Origin of the sequence: Bacillus sp. DB-2, assembly GCF_003315125.1 — a bacterium.
Lineage (GTDB): Bacteria > Bacillota > Bacilli > Bacillales > Bacillaceae_G > Bacillus_A > Bacillus_A mycoides.
This window is the reverse complement of sequence record NZ_QNRN01000002.1, coordinates 304,879-321,439: the sequence shown is the minus strand read 5'-3', so window position 1 is coordinate 321,439 and position 16,561 is coordinate 304,879. Positions and strand designations below refer to the sequence as shown.

Annotated in this window: 16 protein-coding genes and 3 pseudogenes; 17 read left to right on the top strand and 2 right to left on the bottom strand. The window is 37.6% G+C overall.

Annotation, left to right across the window (positions count from 1 at the left end; translation table 11 throughout):
• The first annotated feature begins 646 nt into the window (after positions 1 to 646).
• The 7 genes and pseudogenes from DET63_RS04600 to DET63_RS04580 all read left to right on the top strand — a co-directional run bounded on the left by DET63_RS04600 (position 647) and on the right by DET63_RS04580 (position 5,542).
• Positions 647 to 967, top strand: coding sequence for a PadR family transcriptional regulator (locus DET63_RS04600; protein WP_002128372.1), 321 nt, complete (start codon positions 647 to 649; stop codon positions 965 to 967).
• 75 nt (positions 968 to 1,042) lie between these two features.
• Positions 1,043 to 1,384, top strand: a complete 342-nt coding sequence (locus tag DET63_RS04595; RefSeq protein WP_002014108.1) for a DUF1048 domain-containing protein — start codon at positions 1,043 to 1,045, stop codon at positions 1,382 to 1,384.
• 168 nt (positions 1,385 to 1,552) lie between these two features.
• Positions 1,553 to 2,314: an ABC transporter ATP-binding protein gene (locus tag DET63_RS04590; protein WP_113935994.1), complete on the top strand. Its 762-nt coding sequence runs from the start codon at positions 1,553 to 1,555 to the stop codon at positions 2,312 to 2,314.
• The gene (locus DET63_RS04585; RefSeq protein WP_002014105.1) at positions 2,315 to 3,064 is read left to right on the top strand and encodes an ABC transporter permease; all 750 of its coding nucleotides are present in this window, start codon (positions 2,315 to 2,317) and stop codon (positions 3,062 to 3,064) included.
• Between the two features lie 54 nt (positions 3,065 to 3,118).
• A pseudogene (locus DET63_RS30895) lies at positions 3,119 to 3,314 on the top strand (PRK06770 family protein); the annotation flags it as partial.
• 607 nt (positions 3,315 to 3,921) lie between these two features.
• A pseudogene (locus DET63_RS30530) lies at positions 3,922 to 4,075 on the top strand (L-serine ammonia-lyase, iron-sulfur-dependent, subunit alpha); the annotation flags it as partial.
• Between the two features lie 147 nt (positions 4,076 to 4,222).
• Positions 4,223 to 5,542, top strand: coding sequence for an aromatic amino acid transport family protein (locus DET63_RS04580; protein ID WP_002087587.1), 1,320 nt, complete (start codon positions 4,223 to 4,225; stop codon positions 5,540 to 5,542).
• Between the two features lie 281 nt (positions 5,543 to 5,823).
• On the opposite strand, the gene DET63_RS04575 is transcribed toward DET63_RS04580, so the two are convergent.
• The gene (locus DET63_RS04575) at positions 5,824 to 6,786 is read right to left on the bottom strand and encodes a helix-turn-helix transcriptional regulator (RefSeq protein ID WP_113935993.1); all 963 of its coding nucleotides are present in this window, start codon (positions 6,784 to 6,786) and stop codon (positions 5,824 to 5,826) included.
• Positions 6,787 to 6,896: 110 nt separating this feature from the next.
• Between DET63_RS04575 and DET63_RS04570 the strand changes: the two genes are divergently transcribed.
• From DET63_RS04570 to DET63_RS30130, 7 genes and pseudogenes are all read left to right on the top strand, one after another.
• Complete coding sequence (locus tag DET63_RS04570; protein ID WP_016091906.1) at positions 6,897 to 7,376, top strand: GyrI-like domain-containing protein; 480 nt, start codon at positions 6,897 to 6,899, stop codon at positions 7,374 to 7,376.
• The gene (locus DET63_RS04565; RefSeq protein WP_113935992.1) at positions 7,363 to 7,872 is read left to right on the top strand and encodes a phage tail protein; all 510 of its coding nucleotides are present in this window, start codon (positions 7,363 to 7,365) and stop codon (positions 7,870 to 7,872) included. Before DET63_RS04570 ends, DET63_RS04565 begins: the two co-directional genes overlap by 14 nt.
• 167 nt (positions 7,873 to 8,039) lie before the next feature.
• Positions 8,040 to 8,298: pseudogene (locus DET63_RS04560) on the top strand (DUF3963 domain-containing protein).
• A gap of 192 nt (positions 8,299 to 8,490) precedes the next feature.
• Entirely contained in the window at positions 8,491 to 9,123 is a 633-nt protein-coding gene (locus DET63_RS04555; protein ID WP_002066409.1) for a LysE family translocator, read from the top strand.
• Positions 9,124 to 9,419: 296 nt separating this feature from the next.
• The gene (locus DET63_RS04550; protein WP_113935991.1) at positions 9,420 to 10,019 is read left to right on the top strand and encodes a TetR/AcrR family transcriptional regulator; all 600 of its coding nucleotides are present in this window, start codon (positions 9,420 to 9,422) and stop codon (positions 10,017 to 10,019) included.
• A 4-nt stretch (positions 10,020 to 10,023) separates the two neighbouring features.
• Positions 10,024 to 10,569: a hypothetical protein gene (locus DET63_RS04545; RefSeq protein ID WP_002066412.1), complete on the top strand. Its 546-nt coding sequence runs from the start codon at positions 10,024 to 10,026 to the stop codon at positions 10,567 to 10,569.
• Positions 10,570 to 11,022: 453 nt separating this feature from the next.
• On the top strand, positions 11,023 to 11,181 hold the full coding sequence (locus tag DET63_RS30130; RefSeq protein WP_002137521.1) for a hypothetical protein: 159 nt from the start codon (positions 11,023 to 11,025) through the stop codon (positions 11,179 to 11,181).
• Between the two features lie 353 nt (positions 11,182 to 11,534).
• Here the strand turns inward: DET63_RS30130 and DET63_RS04540 are convergent, their stop codons facing one another.
• Positions 11,535 to 12,116, bottom strand: coding sequence for a TetR/AcrR family transcriptional regulator (locus tag DET63_RS04540; protein ID WP_061689662.1), 582 nt, complete (start codon positions 12,114 to 12,116; stop codon positions 11,535 to 11,537).
• 276 nt (positions 12,117 to 12,392) lie between these two features.
• Here DET63_RS04540 and DET63_RS04535 point away from each other — a divergent pair, with 276 nt between their 5' ends.
• The 3 genes from DET63_RS04535 to DET63_RS04525 all read left to right on the top strand — a co-directional run bounded on the left by DET63_RS04535 (position 12,393) and on the right by DET63_RS04525 (position 15,816).
• Complete coding sequence (locus DET63_RS04535) at positions 12,393 to 13,652, top strand: MFS transporter (RefSeq protein ID WP_113935990.1); 1,260 nt, start codon at positions 12,393 to 12,395, stop codon at positions 13,650 to 13,652.
• Positions 13,653 to 13,752: 100 nt separating this feature from the next.
• On the top strand, positions 13,753 to 14,826 hold the full coding sequence (locus DET63_RS04530; protein ID WP_088293829.1) for an LLM class flavin-dependent oxidoreductase: 1,074 nt from the start codon (positions 13,753 to 13,755) through the stop codon (positions 14,824 to 14,826).
• Positions 14,827 to 14,877: 51 nt separating this feature from the next.
• The gene (locus DET63_RS04525) at positions 14,878 to 15,816 is read left to right on the top strand and encodes an alpha/beta hydrolase (protein WP_113935989.1); all 939 of its coding nucleotides are present in this window, start codon (positions 14,878 to 14,880) and stop codon (positions 15,814 to 15,816) included.
• Positions 15,817 to 16,561 lie beyond the last annotated feature (745 nt).

Genomic DNA, 16,561 nt, shown 5'->3' with positions numbered 1-16,561 from the left:
TAGGTGGGAGCCCTGTTGCCCGTAAACGCCCGATTGGTGAGGGCTAATAATTAGTGGGGGATGAACAAAACCCCCCACTGATTAAAGTTTCACTTTATAAAGAATTTGTATGTATTCGCAAGCTCATGTATTAGATGCACAGGTGCATTAGTAGAAGAACAAAAAAAATGATCCGTCTTTTTAATAAGGAGAGCTATCCACATTCATTAACTTCGGAATATTATAACGCCCAAAATAAAAATGCGGAATTTTTGTTTTGGGTATTTCCTTTTCTTAGCTGGATAGGTATGTGGTGAGATTTCTTAAGAAGAAAATAGGCAGTATCCAATAGATAATAGCGGATTTAAGAAAAAATTTAAAAATCGAGTTGACATTCCATCTACATAGTCATACAATGTAGTGGTAATGAGTAATACTGAATAGCGTAGTTTTTAAAAATATATTCAGTATCCAATAGGCAAAAGCGGATTTAAGAAAAAATTTAAAAATCGAGTTGACATTCCATCTACTTAGTCATACAATGTAGTTGTAATAAGTAATACTGAATAGTGAGGTTTCTCAAAAGCTATTCAGTAAAAATTAGCCTTAGTACTCTGTGATACTGAATATAAGTCAGACAGAATAGGGGGTAAAGGAGGATCAGAATATGGAAAATTTAACTGAAATGCTGAAAGGTTCGCTGGAAGGATGTGTTCTGGAAATCATTAGCCGCCGTGAAACTTATGGCTATGAGATTACCCGCCACCTGAATGAGCTTGGGTTTACTGAAGTCGTGGAAGGAACGGTCTATACCATCCTTGTGCGATTAGAGAAGAAAAAACTTGTGAATATTGAAAAGAAACCGTCAGACATGGGGCCGCCTCGCAAGTTTTATTCACTAAATGAGGATGGCCGTCAGGAACTTGAATTGTTTTGGAGAAAATGGGATTTTGTATCATCAAAAATTAACGTCTTGAAGTCAAACTAGCCTCATAAGATTAAATATTCGGCCGATATTTTGGGAGTTTCTTGTTCTGCTTTATAAAAAAGGAGGAAAAATAATATGTTGGAAATGTTCAAAAAATTAATTGGTGATAAAAAAGAGTACAAAATGATGATGGCACGTGTTGGAGCTCTGCCAGAGGACTATCAGTTTGTGTTTAAGAAAATTCAAAACTACATGTGGAATTTCTCAGCTGGTAACGGGATGGATATGCTACACATACAGTATGAACTAATCGATTTGTTTGAAGCCGGTGCGGCGGAAGGCAGACAAGTGCTAGAAATCACTGGGGAGGACGTGGCATCCTTTGCTGACGAACTAGTGGCAAACGCTAAAACTTATGTTTCCAAGTATCGTGAAGATTTGAATGAAAGTATCATGAAGCAATTGAGAAAAAAATAAATGCAACAGGTAATACCGACTGATTAGCTGGTTACAAATGTGAATTGACGCCACTGCTATTCAGTTATATTTTTAAATCAGTACTAAGTAATACAGATTATCAGTAATACTAAATAGAGGGTGTAGGCAGTCTATCTTTACAAAACATTTTTTAAGGAGGAAAAAAGCATGACCAATACAGCGATTTCTGTAAAAGGATTAAAAAAATCCTTTAAAGATAAGGAAGTGTTAAAAGGGGTAGATTTTGAAGTGCAGCGTGGCGAAATTTTCGCACTGCTGGGCTCAAATGGAGCGGGCAAGACGACGATAGTCAATATCCTCTCGACGCTGATGAAGCAAGATGGCGGCGAAGTAGGTATTTGTGGTTTTGACGTTCAGCGTCAACCGGATCATGTTCGTCAAAGTATCAGTCTGACAGGGCAGTTTGCAGCTTTAGACGGTATGCTCACGGGGAGAGAAAACTTGATAATGATTGCCAATTTGCGTGGAGTTTCTAGTCCTGCTCAAGTCGCTGATAATTTGCTTGCAAGATTCAGCCTGACTGATGCAGCCAACGAGAGGGCAGACCAGTACTCAGGTGGGATGAAGCGCCGGCTTGATATCGCGATGAGTTTGATTGGGACGCCAGCAGTCATTTTTCTCGATGAACCGACGACAGGGCTTGACCCCGAAGCGCGGATTGAAGTGTGGGATACCGTCAAGGAACTTGCCGGCGGCGGCACAACCATCTTGCTCACGACCCAGTATCTCGAGGAAGCCGAACAACTGGCGGACCGTATCGCTATCTTGCATGGCGGAAAAATTATTACGACTGGTACTCTTACAGAACTTAAAGAGATGTTCCCGCCAACAAAAGTGGAGTATATCGAGAAGCAGCCGACATTGGAAGAAATTTTCCTTGCGATCATTGGCAAAAAGGAGGAGATGTAAATGAAGAGCAAAACAGGGGTATTATTAGGGCGTTTAATGCGCAACATTATGCGCAGTCCGGATACAATTATTACGGTAGCGATTACGCCGATTATGATGATGCTGTTGTTTGTCTACGTATTTGGCGGCGCCATAAAGACAGGAACGGATAACTACGTCAATTATTTATTGCCGGGAATCTTGCTGATGGCTATCGCATCCGGTGTCGCTTACACTTCCGTACGGTTGTTTACGGATGTAAAGAGCGGGCTGATGGCACGTTTCATTACTATGCCTATCAAGCGTTCGTCGGTATTATGGGCTCACGTATTAACATCACTTGTTGCTAATGTGCTTACTATCGTGGTGGTTATCCTTGTTGCGCTCTTAATGGGCTTCCGTTCCAGTGCTAATATTCTGGATTGGCTCGCGGTAGCTGGAATACTCGGGATGTTTACGCTGGCGCTGACATGGTTGGCTATCATTCCTGGATTGACAGCGAAGTCTATGGAAGGGGCGACAGCCTACTCGTACCCACTAATTTTTCTGCCCTTTATTAGTTCGGCCTTTGTTCCTACCGAAACTATGCCAAAAATTGTTCGTGCGTTCGCTGAAAACCAGCCTGTGACTTCAATCGTGAATGCGATTCGTGCCCTCTTATATGAAGGGACTGTTGGCAACGATATTTGGATTGCACTTGCTTGGTGCGTTGGCATTATGGTTATCGCTTACTTCTTCGCTGGTAAAGCATTTAAACGTCAGTTAGGGTAAAACCATCAGTTCGGTGTTCTATTGCAACTAAATCTTCTGAAATAATATATATGTTTGGAAAAGTGGATTAAAATCACATCAATCTTAGTTAATGCTATAGTTATTGGTATTTTTACTGGTTGCGTAGTTGGTACGTAAGTAGGATCAGACGTTGAGAAAAAGCAGACTGAGAGAGTTAAAAGGGAAGAGATAATATTTTGACCTCAATTCTAATTGCCATATAATAAATGCAATTTTTATACATGAAAAGCCCACCTATTTCCGTAGGTGGGCTATATCTTTACTACACAATTCGAAAGTATACTCTCCTTTTCTAAATATGTAATTATGCATATTTAGAAAAAAATACACTTAATAAATATTACATATAGTAAATGGAAACTTATGGTGTAATTCTTTTAACAGGCTTAACATGATAACCATTATATAAGGTGCGTAGGCTCCTTTGTAAAAGTTCTTCTTTTCTGAAAAATGAATATTAATTCGTTATATGTAATAAAAATTCATGGGAATAATTTTATGTTTTCTAAATTTATTCCTTTACATCAATGTGTATTATTTATTACAACAGCTTCATGTCAAAGATAAGATGTGAAAGCAAAGGGAAATATAAGTATCTTTATAACGAGTTCCTAATATAATCAATGTGTTAACGAAAGGAACTCTGTATTATGTTTATTTTTCTATTAACTAATACAGCTTCAAAAAATAGACACAATTGCTACATACCAATTGTAATTTATTATCTATTCATAATTCTGTTTATTCTGTCTTTCTAAAAATAAAAAAATATTAGACTCGCAAATATAAACGTTATAATGAGGGCGTCGAGAGGTAACCGATTACCTACGAAGAAAATATCAAACATTTTAAAATTGGACAGACTGAAACGATTAATTACAGAAAGGTGTGTGACCAGAAGGGGGATTTCTTCAAAATAGTTTAGCAGCAGCGGATATCGTATTAGCTGGTGTAAACAATATCATCAATGGTAAGTATAGGGTTGGAGGATAAATGCCTCGCACATTAAGAGAGACAGCTTTAGGTGGAATCGTTTACAATATGGTGCATCAAGTAAGCGGTTCATTTTTTAAGAATGGTCTATATTCTTAAGCCTAAAAAGAGACGTAAAAATAGGATACAAGGGGGATTTATTATATGAATGGGAATACTGCAAAAAAAATAGAATTTCAAGCTGAAAATACTGCAGTGAAAAATGAGAAATATCTAGATCCTAAAAAGTGGCATAAACAAGATACTACCTGGGCATTGAGCCTTTTTGGAACAGCAATTGGAGCAGGGGTGCTCTTTTTACCGATTAATGCAGGTTCAGGTGGTTTATTATCATTACTACTAATTACATTGCTTGCATATCCAGTTATGTATTACTCACATAGGGCACTTGCTAAAATGATTTACACTTCTAATTCTGCTGATGAGGGGATTACAGGCACAATAAGAGAGTATTTCGGAAATAAGGCAAGTATCATTTTTAACATCGTATATTTCGGCTCAATTTATACAATCGTATTGATGTATTCGGTTGCGCTTACAAATACCGCAAGTAGTTTTATCGTGCATCAATTGCACATGCCGGAGCCTCCAAGGGCCATTTTATCTCTTGTATTAGTGCTCGGCCTTATTGCTATACTAAATTTTGGTCAAGATATTACTGTGAAAATCATGAGTATGCTCGTATATCCTTTCATAGCTTCTCTACTTTTCATCGCAATATCTTTAATTCCACAGTGGAATACGTCAATGCTTAGCTTTTCAAGTGTTTCTACTGCTTCAACAGGAACAGGATATTTTGGAACGATATTAATGATTTTACCAATCATCGTATTCTCATTTAATCATTCACCTATGATTTCATCATTTGTTGTGAAACAGAAGGCTACGTATGGAATAGAAGCTACTGATGCTAAATGTGCACAAATACAAAAAGTTTGTTATATCATGACATTCGTTGTAGTTATGTTCTTCGTTTGGAGTAGTACACTGAGTTTGACTCCAGAGGATTTAAAAATGGCAAAAGAGCAAAACTTATCAATCCTTTCATATCTTGCTAATGAGCTTAATTCGCCTGTAATCACTATTGCAGCTCCAATCATTGCTTTTGTGGCTATTACAAAGTCTTTCCTTGGCCATTATATAGGAGCATTTGAGGTAATGCGTGACGTGATTATGAAGTTCGGTAAAACACGTGGAAAAGTTATTGAAGAAAAAACAATTAAGACAATGATCCTTACTTTTGTTGTATTAACATGCTGGTTTGTCGCTTATACAAATCCAAGTATTCTTGGAATTATTGATTCTCTGAGCGGTCCATTAGTTGCTGCTATTTTATGTCTATTACCGATGTATGCGATTAGTAAAGTACCAGTACTAGCTAAATACAAAGGGAAAATGAGCAATGTATTTGTTATTGTTGTAGGTGTACTTACTGTTTTAGCAAGTATTAAGTCATTATTCTAAGTCACTATTGTTGGTTTTAGTTCAAAAATAGTGGAATATGAAAAAAGAATGAAAGATCTTATGGATAAGATAAATCCACACTCGAATTTTAACGAAGGTTAAACTCTAATATAAAAAGACATGAACAAAGATTAGTTCATGTCTTTTTTGCGTTCGCGTTATGACTAGAAGAGCGTTTAAAGCAGCGGTAGTAAATAAAATATTTTCTCTATTTGCTTGAAAATAGGGGTAACTGGCATCTAGTCAAACTCAATATTATTTTAGGTGTAACGGGTCACTGCTTATGGGCAGTATAAGCATAATCTCTCTTTTAAACCTTCTAACACTTCTTCAGGAACTTCCCTGATTTTGATATCTTTACCTAGGAAAAGTAGCCAATTTGTTATTTCTATCAATTCATCGAGATTGTTAACATTGATAAAAGTTTTTAGAATGGCTGTGGATTGGTAAGGATTTGTATAGGAAATAGAAATTTTTATAGGATGGTATTTTTTGAACTGGGTAATCGCTTTTGGACCAAGTTCAAGTACAAGGTTGATTGCTTCGTCCTTCTTACCTAGTTTTTCTGAAATTTTTTTCTTACTTAATCTATTTTTCGGCGTATAGGGTTCGACATTAATGAGATGATCGACAAGAAACATCTTCTTTTTTTCTTCTTTTATGTCAAAGCCTTCAATTATCCAATGGCTTTTTTCTTGATAAAGGTGCAGTAGATAAATTGGATAAGACTTGGTTTCCTCCTCTTCTTTTAAGGTAATCAATAAATGGCTATCTAAAAGAAGGATTTGGATGAGTTTTTCTAACATAGGATGGGGGAGGTCAGAAAGCTCAAGTAGGTCAGGATTATGAGGGTTAGTCCCTTCAAAAAGCAAGATTTGATTTAAAAGAACAAGATCATCCTGCTGGATTTCTGAGATGAGTCCTAGTAGTTTTTCAGCTAAAGACTGACGACTTTTTAAATAGGGAAGTTGTTGATTTCTTGTGGCCATAAAGGCAATAAAAAGAGCTTTGACCTCATTATCAGTAAAGCGAACAACGGGCAGGATAGAGTTATGCATGACAAAATATCCTCCATCCCTGCCAACTTCAGCGACGAGCGGCATCCCCATGGCTTCAATTTCTCTAATGTCTCTAATAGCTGTCGATCGTGAGATGTTAAATTCTCGTATGATTTCAGAAATTGTAAAGTGGGAGCGGTTGTTAATATAGCGCATGATCGTATTAATCCGTTCAACTTTTTTCATGTTGGTCTCCTAAACAGTATCATTTTTTGACATGATTTAAAGATATTATAAACTCATCAAGTGAAAAGATAAATCGTTTGATTAATTTAAAAGTGAGGAAGGTTTTAAATATGAAAAATTATACAATAGAAGAAAAAGATAGCTTTATCGTGTTAGGTATTGGAACTGAACTTAAGAGCCACTATACAGACTTTGCGGGCATAAACAAGGAAAAGGCAGACTTTTGGCTGGCCGTCGAACAAGATGGAAGGTTGGACACTTTAAAAGCTTTAGCTACAAATGATTACATTTTTTCTGTGAGTGAAGCGGTGAATAACAAGATGATGTATTACGCTGGTGTCATGACAGAGGCAACGATACAAGAAGAATCTAGAGTTATCCAGTTTCCGAGGGGAGAATACCTAGTAGTTAAAGGGGAAGGCAATACAGCTGAGGAGCTAAGTAATAAGCTTACTGGTATTGCATTTGGTCAAGCATTAGCAGAAGTAAAAGATTTTGCCTATGTTGGTGGGCCAAATACAACAGTTGAGATGGGGCAGCGAAATGGCTTAGTATTTGGTGAAATATGGATTCCAGTTGTTAGGAAGTAAAGTGTTAAAAGGAGAGATGGAATTGTCCAATATAGTTGATTTTAAAAACGTAACTACAGCTGGCATGGAGTCTTCACCTGTAGCAGAAGCACTTGCGGGTTTACGTGCCCATGAAGCACGTTACTTTATGAATAAATACAAGCATGAATTTACGGTTGTATCAGCTAGTGAAAGCGAGAAGACTCTTGATTATGTGAACCGCATTTTGAAAGAAGAACGTGATATTGAGTTTGCGGCAAAACCTTTAGAAACATCACGTTTTCAAGTGGAAAATATTAAATTTGCGTACGTCTTCTACGAGGATGGTCTTGCAGTCAACGTCATGTATACATTGGATAATCCGAAGAAGCGGGCTGTTGGATTTAAGCTTTCAGAGGGAATGGAGATACCAACGGAGTTAGTAGAGAAGTTTAAGTTTGCTAGACAGAAGTCTAAACTTGCTGGAACAATTCGAGGTTCGTTTTTTGTGATAAAAGGAGAATATAGTGTAAGTTGAAGAATCATTCATTTGTTATATTGAGTTATTTTTTAAAAGGTGCGATTAAGGCTAACGATCTTGAATTGTTAGCCTTTTTTTACATAAGTAAATAATATTTACAGTTTGCTACACACTACGTTCAGATAAAATAAAACGAAAGGAAATTACTGTAGGGTGGTGGTGGCGTGAGCAAAAAAAGGCTATTTGAGCTATTCTTAGTAACTTTTGCTTTACTGTTCCTTCATGTAAGTACATTTACTAATGAAAAATTGAATGATAAATTTGGTAACTTTACCTTCTTTGTTGTATTTCTCATGTTTTAATATCAACGTTGCATTTATAGAACGGTATTTTGATGATATACAAAAGTGAATTCGAAATATCACATTTCTTCTTGCCTTGTTAGTAGTAACTTTAATATCACTATGGATAGGTTACTTTTAAAGCCTTGTGATCAAGAAAGTCCCCCAGTTTTAAAAAATGGAGGACTTTTCATAGTCTTCTAAATACAGTGAACCCCGATAATAATAGGCTATGTTAACCTTATATGAATAGGCATACATTAATCTTTTTTCTCCTCAATCATGATAAAATGGACGATAAGAAATTTATGTAAGATAAAGGGGTGGAAGATTCATGGTCAGTTTTAGCACTTTGCTAGCTTTTGCAATTGTTTCACTTAGTATGGTTTGTTCACCTGGGCCTAACATGATTTATCTCATTTCTCGCTCGATTACGCAGGGGCGTATGGCAGGATTCATTTCTCTTTTGGGTATCATGCTTGGCTTCATAATTTATATAATCGCAACAATGTTCGGACTTACAGCCCTTTTCCTAGCTGTTCCGTCTCTCTATGAAGCAGTTAAGTGGGCAGGTGCTGCTTACTTACTCTGGCTCGCATGGAATTCGATTAAGCCTGGTGCTACATCTATTATGGAACCTCGTACTATTGCTATTGAGCCGCCACGGAAATTATTTTTAATGGGACTTATGACGAATCTGCTGAATCCTAAGATTGCTATTTTGTATGTGTCACTTCTACCTCAATTTGAAGATCCTGAGAAAGGATCGTTGCTTCTACAAGGTGCAGTTCTGGGCTTTACACAAATAACGGTTAGCTTTATAGTCAACCTCCTAATTGTATTTACAGCAAGTAGAGTTGCCAAATGGTTTGGCACACGCCCAACGTGGCTGCGAGTGCAGCGTTGGCTTATGGCAAGCGTCTTGACAGGTCTTGCTGTACGTCTTGCTTTTGAACGTCGACAGTAAGAGTCTTCTTGGGGAAAGTTACTATCTTTTTGGAACGATTGTAAGGGGAATAAGAATGATATTAAAAATAAAGCCAGCTACTGTATGTTCTTACTTTTACCTAACGTTTTTTCAAAAATGCTAGTAGATGCTGTTTCTTTTTTTAGAGGATACGGTAGGAATACCGTATTTTTTATTATAGGGGAATTTTGTTTTGTTAGCTTGAGAGCAATGTGAAACCTAAAATAATATGATCATATTATTTTAGGTACTTTTTTTATAATATGATCGTATTATAAAAAGGGAGGAGGATATGAGTGCCTAAAATTGTTGATCAAATACAAAGGAAGAATGAGATAGCCACCGCTACTTGGCGTGTAATATTAGAAAAAGGTATTGATAAAGCTTCCATACAGCAAATCGCTGACGAGGCAAACATTTCGGTTGGACTTGTTCAGCATCATTTTTCGTCTAAAAATGAATTAATTCATTATGCAATGAATTTAGTATTGAATCGAATGGAAGGACGGGCAAACACTCGTACAAGTGAATTTAAGGGAACGAAAGAAGAAGCACTTAGAAGATTAATGAAATTTATTATTCCTTCTAATAAAGAAGAAATGTTGGAAGGGAAGGTTTGGATTACATTTCTGGGTATATCCTTTAGTTCTCCAGAACTTATTGAACTTCGGAAGAAAATGGATGACCATACGAGGTATCTTATGGGAATAATTCTAGATTTAATGAGGGATCTAGGATACGTCACACCAGGTCACAATAGAGAATTTGAATTAGAGATACTGTACGGATTTATTGATGGGCTAGTAATTCATGTCCTTCAAACACCAGAATCATATCCAGAAGAAAAAGTAAATCAACTTATTGAGTATTATTTAAAAGAAAAAAAGAGGGATTAATCGCATGAATAAAGTTTTCATTATTATTCTTGTAGTCGTTATTGTATTGATTATTAGGCAGCTTATCCCGAAGAAAGTAGATAGCTTCGATCTTCTTGGTATACCAATCATGGCTATAATCAGAACTTATATGGGTCTTCCAAATAGATTGGACTATATTATTACAATTGAATTAATTAGCTTGCTTATATTAGGAGCGATAGTTGGTTATTGGCAAGCTAAGAGGGTGAAAGTTTTTCATCATAATAATCAATTATGTAGTGTTGGAGGCTATACGTATATTATCGGATGGATTATTATGCTTTTGGGCAGGAGTGTTATTTTATTGTTGTTCAATCTTAACTCGCTCGTATCGACATTTCAAGCGGGACAGGAACAGTTTACGAGTGAAATAATTAAAGTTCTTTCTCATGCTGGAGATTGGTTAATATGGTCTACTATTCTTGCATCTTCCATCATGTATACCGTTACCTTATATAAAGATCACCCGGATATCAAGAAATTAATACATGATCGTTTTAAAGAAATAAAACAACGAATAAAATATTAATTTAACTAATTGTTGTTATATGGGCCATTGCCGCATGCCCATCAACTTAAGAAAACAAATCAGCCCCAAAACGAAAAAATGAGCTTTTTTGTTACAAATTAGCACAAAATCTCGTTCTGGGGATAGCTGTATTTTCTTAGCTTAATAGCGATAATACAAAATGATTACAACAGTATTAACAGGGCACTCTTTTAAGTACAGGAGATTATTAACAGGTGGAGAAAATGTTGAAGATGTACAGACAGATAAACATATTCCATATGAACAAAATGAATTGTAACAAACCCTAGAAAAGTACGATTCGAAGAAATTTGAGTTATAAAAAGAAAATAGATAAATTGACAAGAGAACAGCACTTTGTGTATATCACAGGTGCTTTTTATTTTCATTTTAATATAGGGCTTGCATTAAATTTTTACACTAAAATATATACGGCAAAAAGAGGGGAGTTCATTGCACAAAGTTATTTATGGAATATTAATTTTAATTTATACTTTGTATTCATTTTTTGTAAGTGATGGAAGTGAAGTAGGGTTTATTATGGTGTTAACTATAGTACTTATCTTTTCTGTGGTTTTAGAAAAAGGAAATGCAAACAAAACGACTGATTAAAGGTCTTTTTGTTTGCATTTTTTTAATTGGCTATTACAGTCCAGATGTTTTAGGGATAGCACCAAATCGCCATCAAGCTTAAAGAACGATTTATCCCCCAACAATAAATACGAGCAACATGCATAAAATTTTCGTTCTGGAGGTGGTATGAGATTTTGAGTTGATGGGCATGTGGTGCTCCCCCATACCCATCAACTTAAAAATTCAGAATTACCCCGAAATGAAAAAATGAGCATTTTTGTTACAAGTTAGCACAAAATTTCGTTCTGGGGGTACTATAAAATTGTAGCTTGATGGAGATTTGACGTTACCCCTATAAAGGTATGGTTTTCGTACTGTTAAATACAATTATGTCACTTAAGTAATGTGAGCGTCGCTGCTATTACATTGTCGACAAAGGAACGTTGGGGGCGAGATTTCATCATAACCGTTAGACCGATTAACGATACAATCAGTGCCTGTGCCAAAGACTTTGCATCTGTGTTGGCTTCCAGCTCACCTGATTGGATTCCTCGTTCGATCGTCTCCTGAAAAATGACGGCGAGGTACATTTGATGTTCTCTGGTCAAAATTTCAAATCTCTCATCATGAGGTGCTAGTTCAACCATTGTATTGATACAAAAACAACCTTTACTAAGATCCCCTGCGTATTCTTCATTGACGACATCGGCAAAGAAAATAGAAAATGCCTCTTTTACAGAGGAGTGACTTTGAAGCCTATTTCGTATATCAGAGGCCCGAGACATTGTATACCTGCGAAGTGCGGCTTCAAACAATTCTTTCTTATCTCCAAAAGTCGAATAAATACTAGGGCGTTGAATGCCCATTCTAGAAGTAAGATCACTTAATGAGGTAGCCTCATATCCCTTCTCCCAAAATAACTGCATTGCTGCATCTAAAACTTGATCCTCATCAAATTCACGAGTTCTTGCCATTAAGAATTCTCCTCCTCAAACTTTGATTTTATTAATTGTTTTAGGATAGGTGTGTAGGTAATTACAATTGTTGTTTTTATTACCAAACAGTATGTAATTATTATATAATTAGCCATTCTTCCTGTCAAATCAAGCTCCATTCATTTAATGCAATATTAACTTTAGTGCAAAAAAATCGTTGACATCATGAATAAGGCTAAGTTATATTTACCAGTAATCATATTGTACTGAACGGTACGTTATGATCAAAAATCTAATGTGATTGGAGGTTAAGGTATGTTTAAAACAGAGACAAATATAGAAGATGATCCACTCTACACTAAGATAAGTCATAAATCTTCCATAACAAAACCTAATTTGAATCAACAGCCATCCATGTCTCACGCTTTGGCATTATTGTTTGCGACTGCCTGTGGAATGTCTGTTGCCAATATTTACTTTGCACAGCCGTTGCTTGATCAACTATCTAATGAGTTTAGTATTAACCATTCCATTATTGGTATTGTTATTACCGTTACACAAATTTTTTATGGAGTGGGCTTACTGCTACTCGTACCGCTTGGAGATTTGCTAAACCAGCGACGTCTAATTGTCGGTCAGATGCTATTATCTACAACAGCTCTGGTTATAGTTGGTACTGCTTCCTCCAGCATGGTACTTTTCGCAGGTATGGCTTTGGTGGGTCTGCTTGCAGTTGTGACACAGACTCTCGTGGCGTTTGCAGCGACCATCGCTTCCCCTACAGAAAGAGGACGTGTCGTTGGCATTGTAACAAGTGGGATTGTTATTGGCATACTTCTTGCACGTACTTTTGCTGGTATATTAACAGATGTTGCGGGATGGCGTTCTGTATATCTATTTTCTGCTGCGCTCATGCTTTTGATGGTTTTTATGTTTATAAAGATGTTGCCCAATGTTGAGCGCGAGGTAAAATCGCTATCTTACCCTCAGTTGATTAGATCGGTGCTTGCTTTGTTTATTCAAGAACGAACGTTACGCGTTCGCTCCATTCTAGCCATGCTGATTTTTGCTGATTTCAGCATTTTGTGGACTTCACTAGTACTGCCACTTAGTACACCTCCAATTGCTCTATCTCATAGTGCAATTGGCGCATTCGGTCTTGTAGGTGTGGCTGGAGCCTTAGCTGCGGCACGGGCAGGGAAATTGGCCGATCAAGGTTACGGACAACGAACGACAGGTATTGCTTTAGCTCTATTATTGATTTCATGGTTGTTCATCAGTTATATAGAGCAGTCATTAATCGCATTAGTGATAGGGATAGTTCTACTTGATTTGGCCGTACAGGCAATACATGTCACGAATCAAACCATGATCCTTCCATTGCATACAGAAGCACGGAGTCGACTTACTGCTGGATATATGGTGTTTTATTCTATCGGCAGTGCTGGTGGTTCAATTGCTTCGACTCAAATATACGCACACTTTGGCTGGGGAGGGGTTTCCTTACTTGGAGCCTCTGTCAGTGCTTTCGCTCTTCTTTTTTGGGCTATGACCAGACGAGTTAAGATTTCATGAAATAAACGTGTGTTAGCCAATATGAGAAACACGTTACTACCATAAAGGAAATGTTTAATTTTTTTGACTTAAAATCTAATTGGACTAGGAGAGATAACAAATGGAAATAGGTATTACGTCTTTTGTAGAAACGAAACCAGATGTACATAGTGGTGAAGTGATAAGTCACGCACAGCGATTACGTGAAGTTGTTGAAGAAATCGTTCTTGCTGATCAAGTAGGACTTGATGTGTTTGGTGTTGGTGAGCACCATAGGAAGGATTATGCAGCATCCTCTCCAGCGATGGTTCTATCAGCCGCGGCACCACAAACGAAAAAGATACGGCTCGCGAGTGCAGTAACTGTGCTTTCTTCAGCTGATCCTGTGCGCGTTTTTCAGGATTTTTCTACACTGGATGGCATTTCAAATGGACGCGCAGAGATTATGGCGGGTCGTGGTTCCTTTATCGAATCTTTTCCATTGTTTGGCTATAACTTGAAAGACTATGAAGAACTGTTTGAAGAACATTTGGACCTACTGCTCAAAATACGTCAGTCCGAAAAAGTGACTTGGGAAGGCGGACATAGACCAGCAATCAATAATTTAGGTGTGTATCCAAGACCTGTTCAAAATCCTTTACCGATATGGGTTGGTAGTGGTGGGAATCAGGAATCTGCTATCCGTGCTGGTTTTCTGGGATTACCACTTATGCTGGCGATTATTGGTGGTAGCCCAATGCACTTTGCACGAATTGTACAGCTATATAAGAAAGCAGCGGCTCACGCTGGTCATGATGTATCAAAGCTTCAGGTGGGATCTCATTCAATTGGATTTGTTGGAGAGAATACGGAATCGGCAGCAGATACATTTTTCCCTTCCACTCAGGCAGGCATGAATAAACTTGGTAAAGAGCGGGGATGGCCTTATTATGATCGTTCCAGCTTTGATGCTGCACGAAGTTTTGAAGGGGCGTTGTATGTTGGTGATCCAGATACAGTCGCCGAAAAAATCATTCATCTTCGTAAGCATGTAGGGATTACACGCTTTATGATGTATGTACCATTAAGTACCATGCCACATGATCAAGTCATGCGTGCCATAGAATTGCTTGGAACAGAAGTTGCTCCTCGTGTAAGAGAGGAAATTGCCAAATGGGAAGCTGAAGGAGAACAGGAGACACATCTATTCCGTTAATTATTCCATAAGGATTACATCAGGTTTCATTATTTAACTGGAGGAATTTATATGAAAATTGACAGTCGAGTATTACCAGAATTAAAACAGGCTTTCTCACAATTTCCAGGCTTTCAATTAGAGGAGGATTTAGAGGCGAGTCGAAGTCTCTTGTCGAATCCACATTTGGAAAAATCAGAGCTTGTAAACATGACCAAGCGAATGATTCCTGGCGCAGCCGGCGAGATGTTAGTTAAAATTTACGAACCCGTTGAGAAAAATCTTGATAAACTTCCAGCTATGCTGTGGATTCACGGTGGTGGATACGTAATAGGCCACCCTGATATGGACGATGTTTTGTGTGAACGCTTTGTTCAGACTGCTGAATGCGTTGTTGTGTCTGTCGATTATCGACTTGCGCCCGAACATCCTTATCCAGCGGCTATTGAAGATTGTTATGCAGGCTTGGTTTGGATGACAAATGAGGCAGACTCGCTGGGCATTGATGTGAATCGAGTTGCGATCGCCGGTGCAAGTGGAGGCGGTGGACTAACAGCAGCGCTTGCGTTAATGGCTCGGGATAAAGGAGGTCCATCTATTATATTCCAGATGCCGCTGTATCCGATGCTTGATAGCCACAACATAACACCATCAAGCTATGAGATTACAGAAGACCACGCAACATGGAATAGATCAAACAATTTGACGGCTTGGAGTATGTACTTGGGCAAGGAGAAAGATTCCAACGAACTATCTCCCTATGCCGTACCTTCGAGAGCAGAAAACTTAGCAGGGCTACCGCCAACTTATACATGTGTAGGTCAACTCGATTTATTTCGAGATGAAACTATTGAATATGTAACACGACTTGCACAAGCAGGAGTAGATGTTGAATTTCATCTCTACCCCGGCTGCTTCCATTGCTTTGAAGTACTTGTGCCTGAAGCCGAAGTGAGTCAGCGTGCCAGTCAGAATTATTTTGATGCGATGGCACGGGCGCTTCATCCATAACTTATCTTAGTTCAGTCATCGGGGTGTTCAACTGAAGGCATGAGTGATAGCTCTAGGTTTATTCGATGAGCAAAGATTACAGGACAAAGTACAAATAGTGCCACCATATACTTTGAATTTTGCCCCTTACTCATTGATTAAAAACAGGAAATACTTCAAAGTTGGAATAGTTAACCAAGATTTCAAAATAGTGTGCTAGCAATTCAACTTTTTACTGCAGTTACGATGATAAGCACAATCAACACTTTGGAGCGTTTTTTTCGTAAGTCGAGTTACTTTTTTAATCGCATTCATACTAAACAGCAGCAGGAAAGGGCGCCAATTGAACATTGGCACCGTTTATAAGAAGCGATAGACTGCATCCTTAGCTGGATCTTCATTTCAAGCTCGGAAAAAATAGAATTAAGTTCTTTTGGTAGTTGATGACATTGGTTATTTTGAGCTATTGTAGTTAAGGCACCTCTTCTGTGGTAGTGATTTCTAGGTAATCTCACTATACCAAGGATCGAGGTGTTTTTCATTTTACTCAAGTTGTACAGTACACAATTGATAGACTCTAAATTCAATATAGCTAAATCTTCCCGCTTATTTTATAGGTGCGAAAGTTGAGTTATTTAATTCCCATCTTAATGAAGAATTATTGAAATATATTCCTCCATTAGAATGGGAACACATTAATATTCTAGGAAAATACCGATTTAGTATAAAAGAAATTGCATCATTAGACTTCCTACGATCACTACAA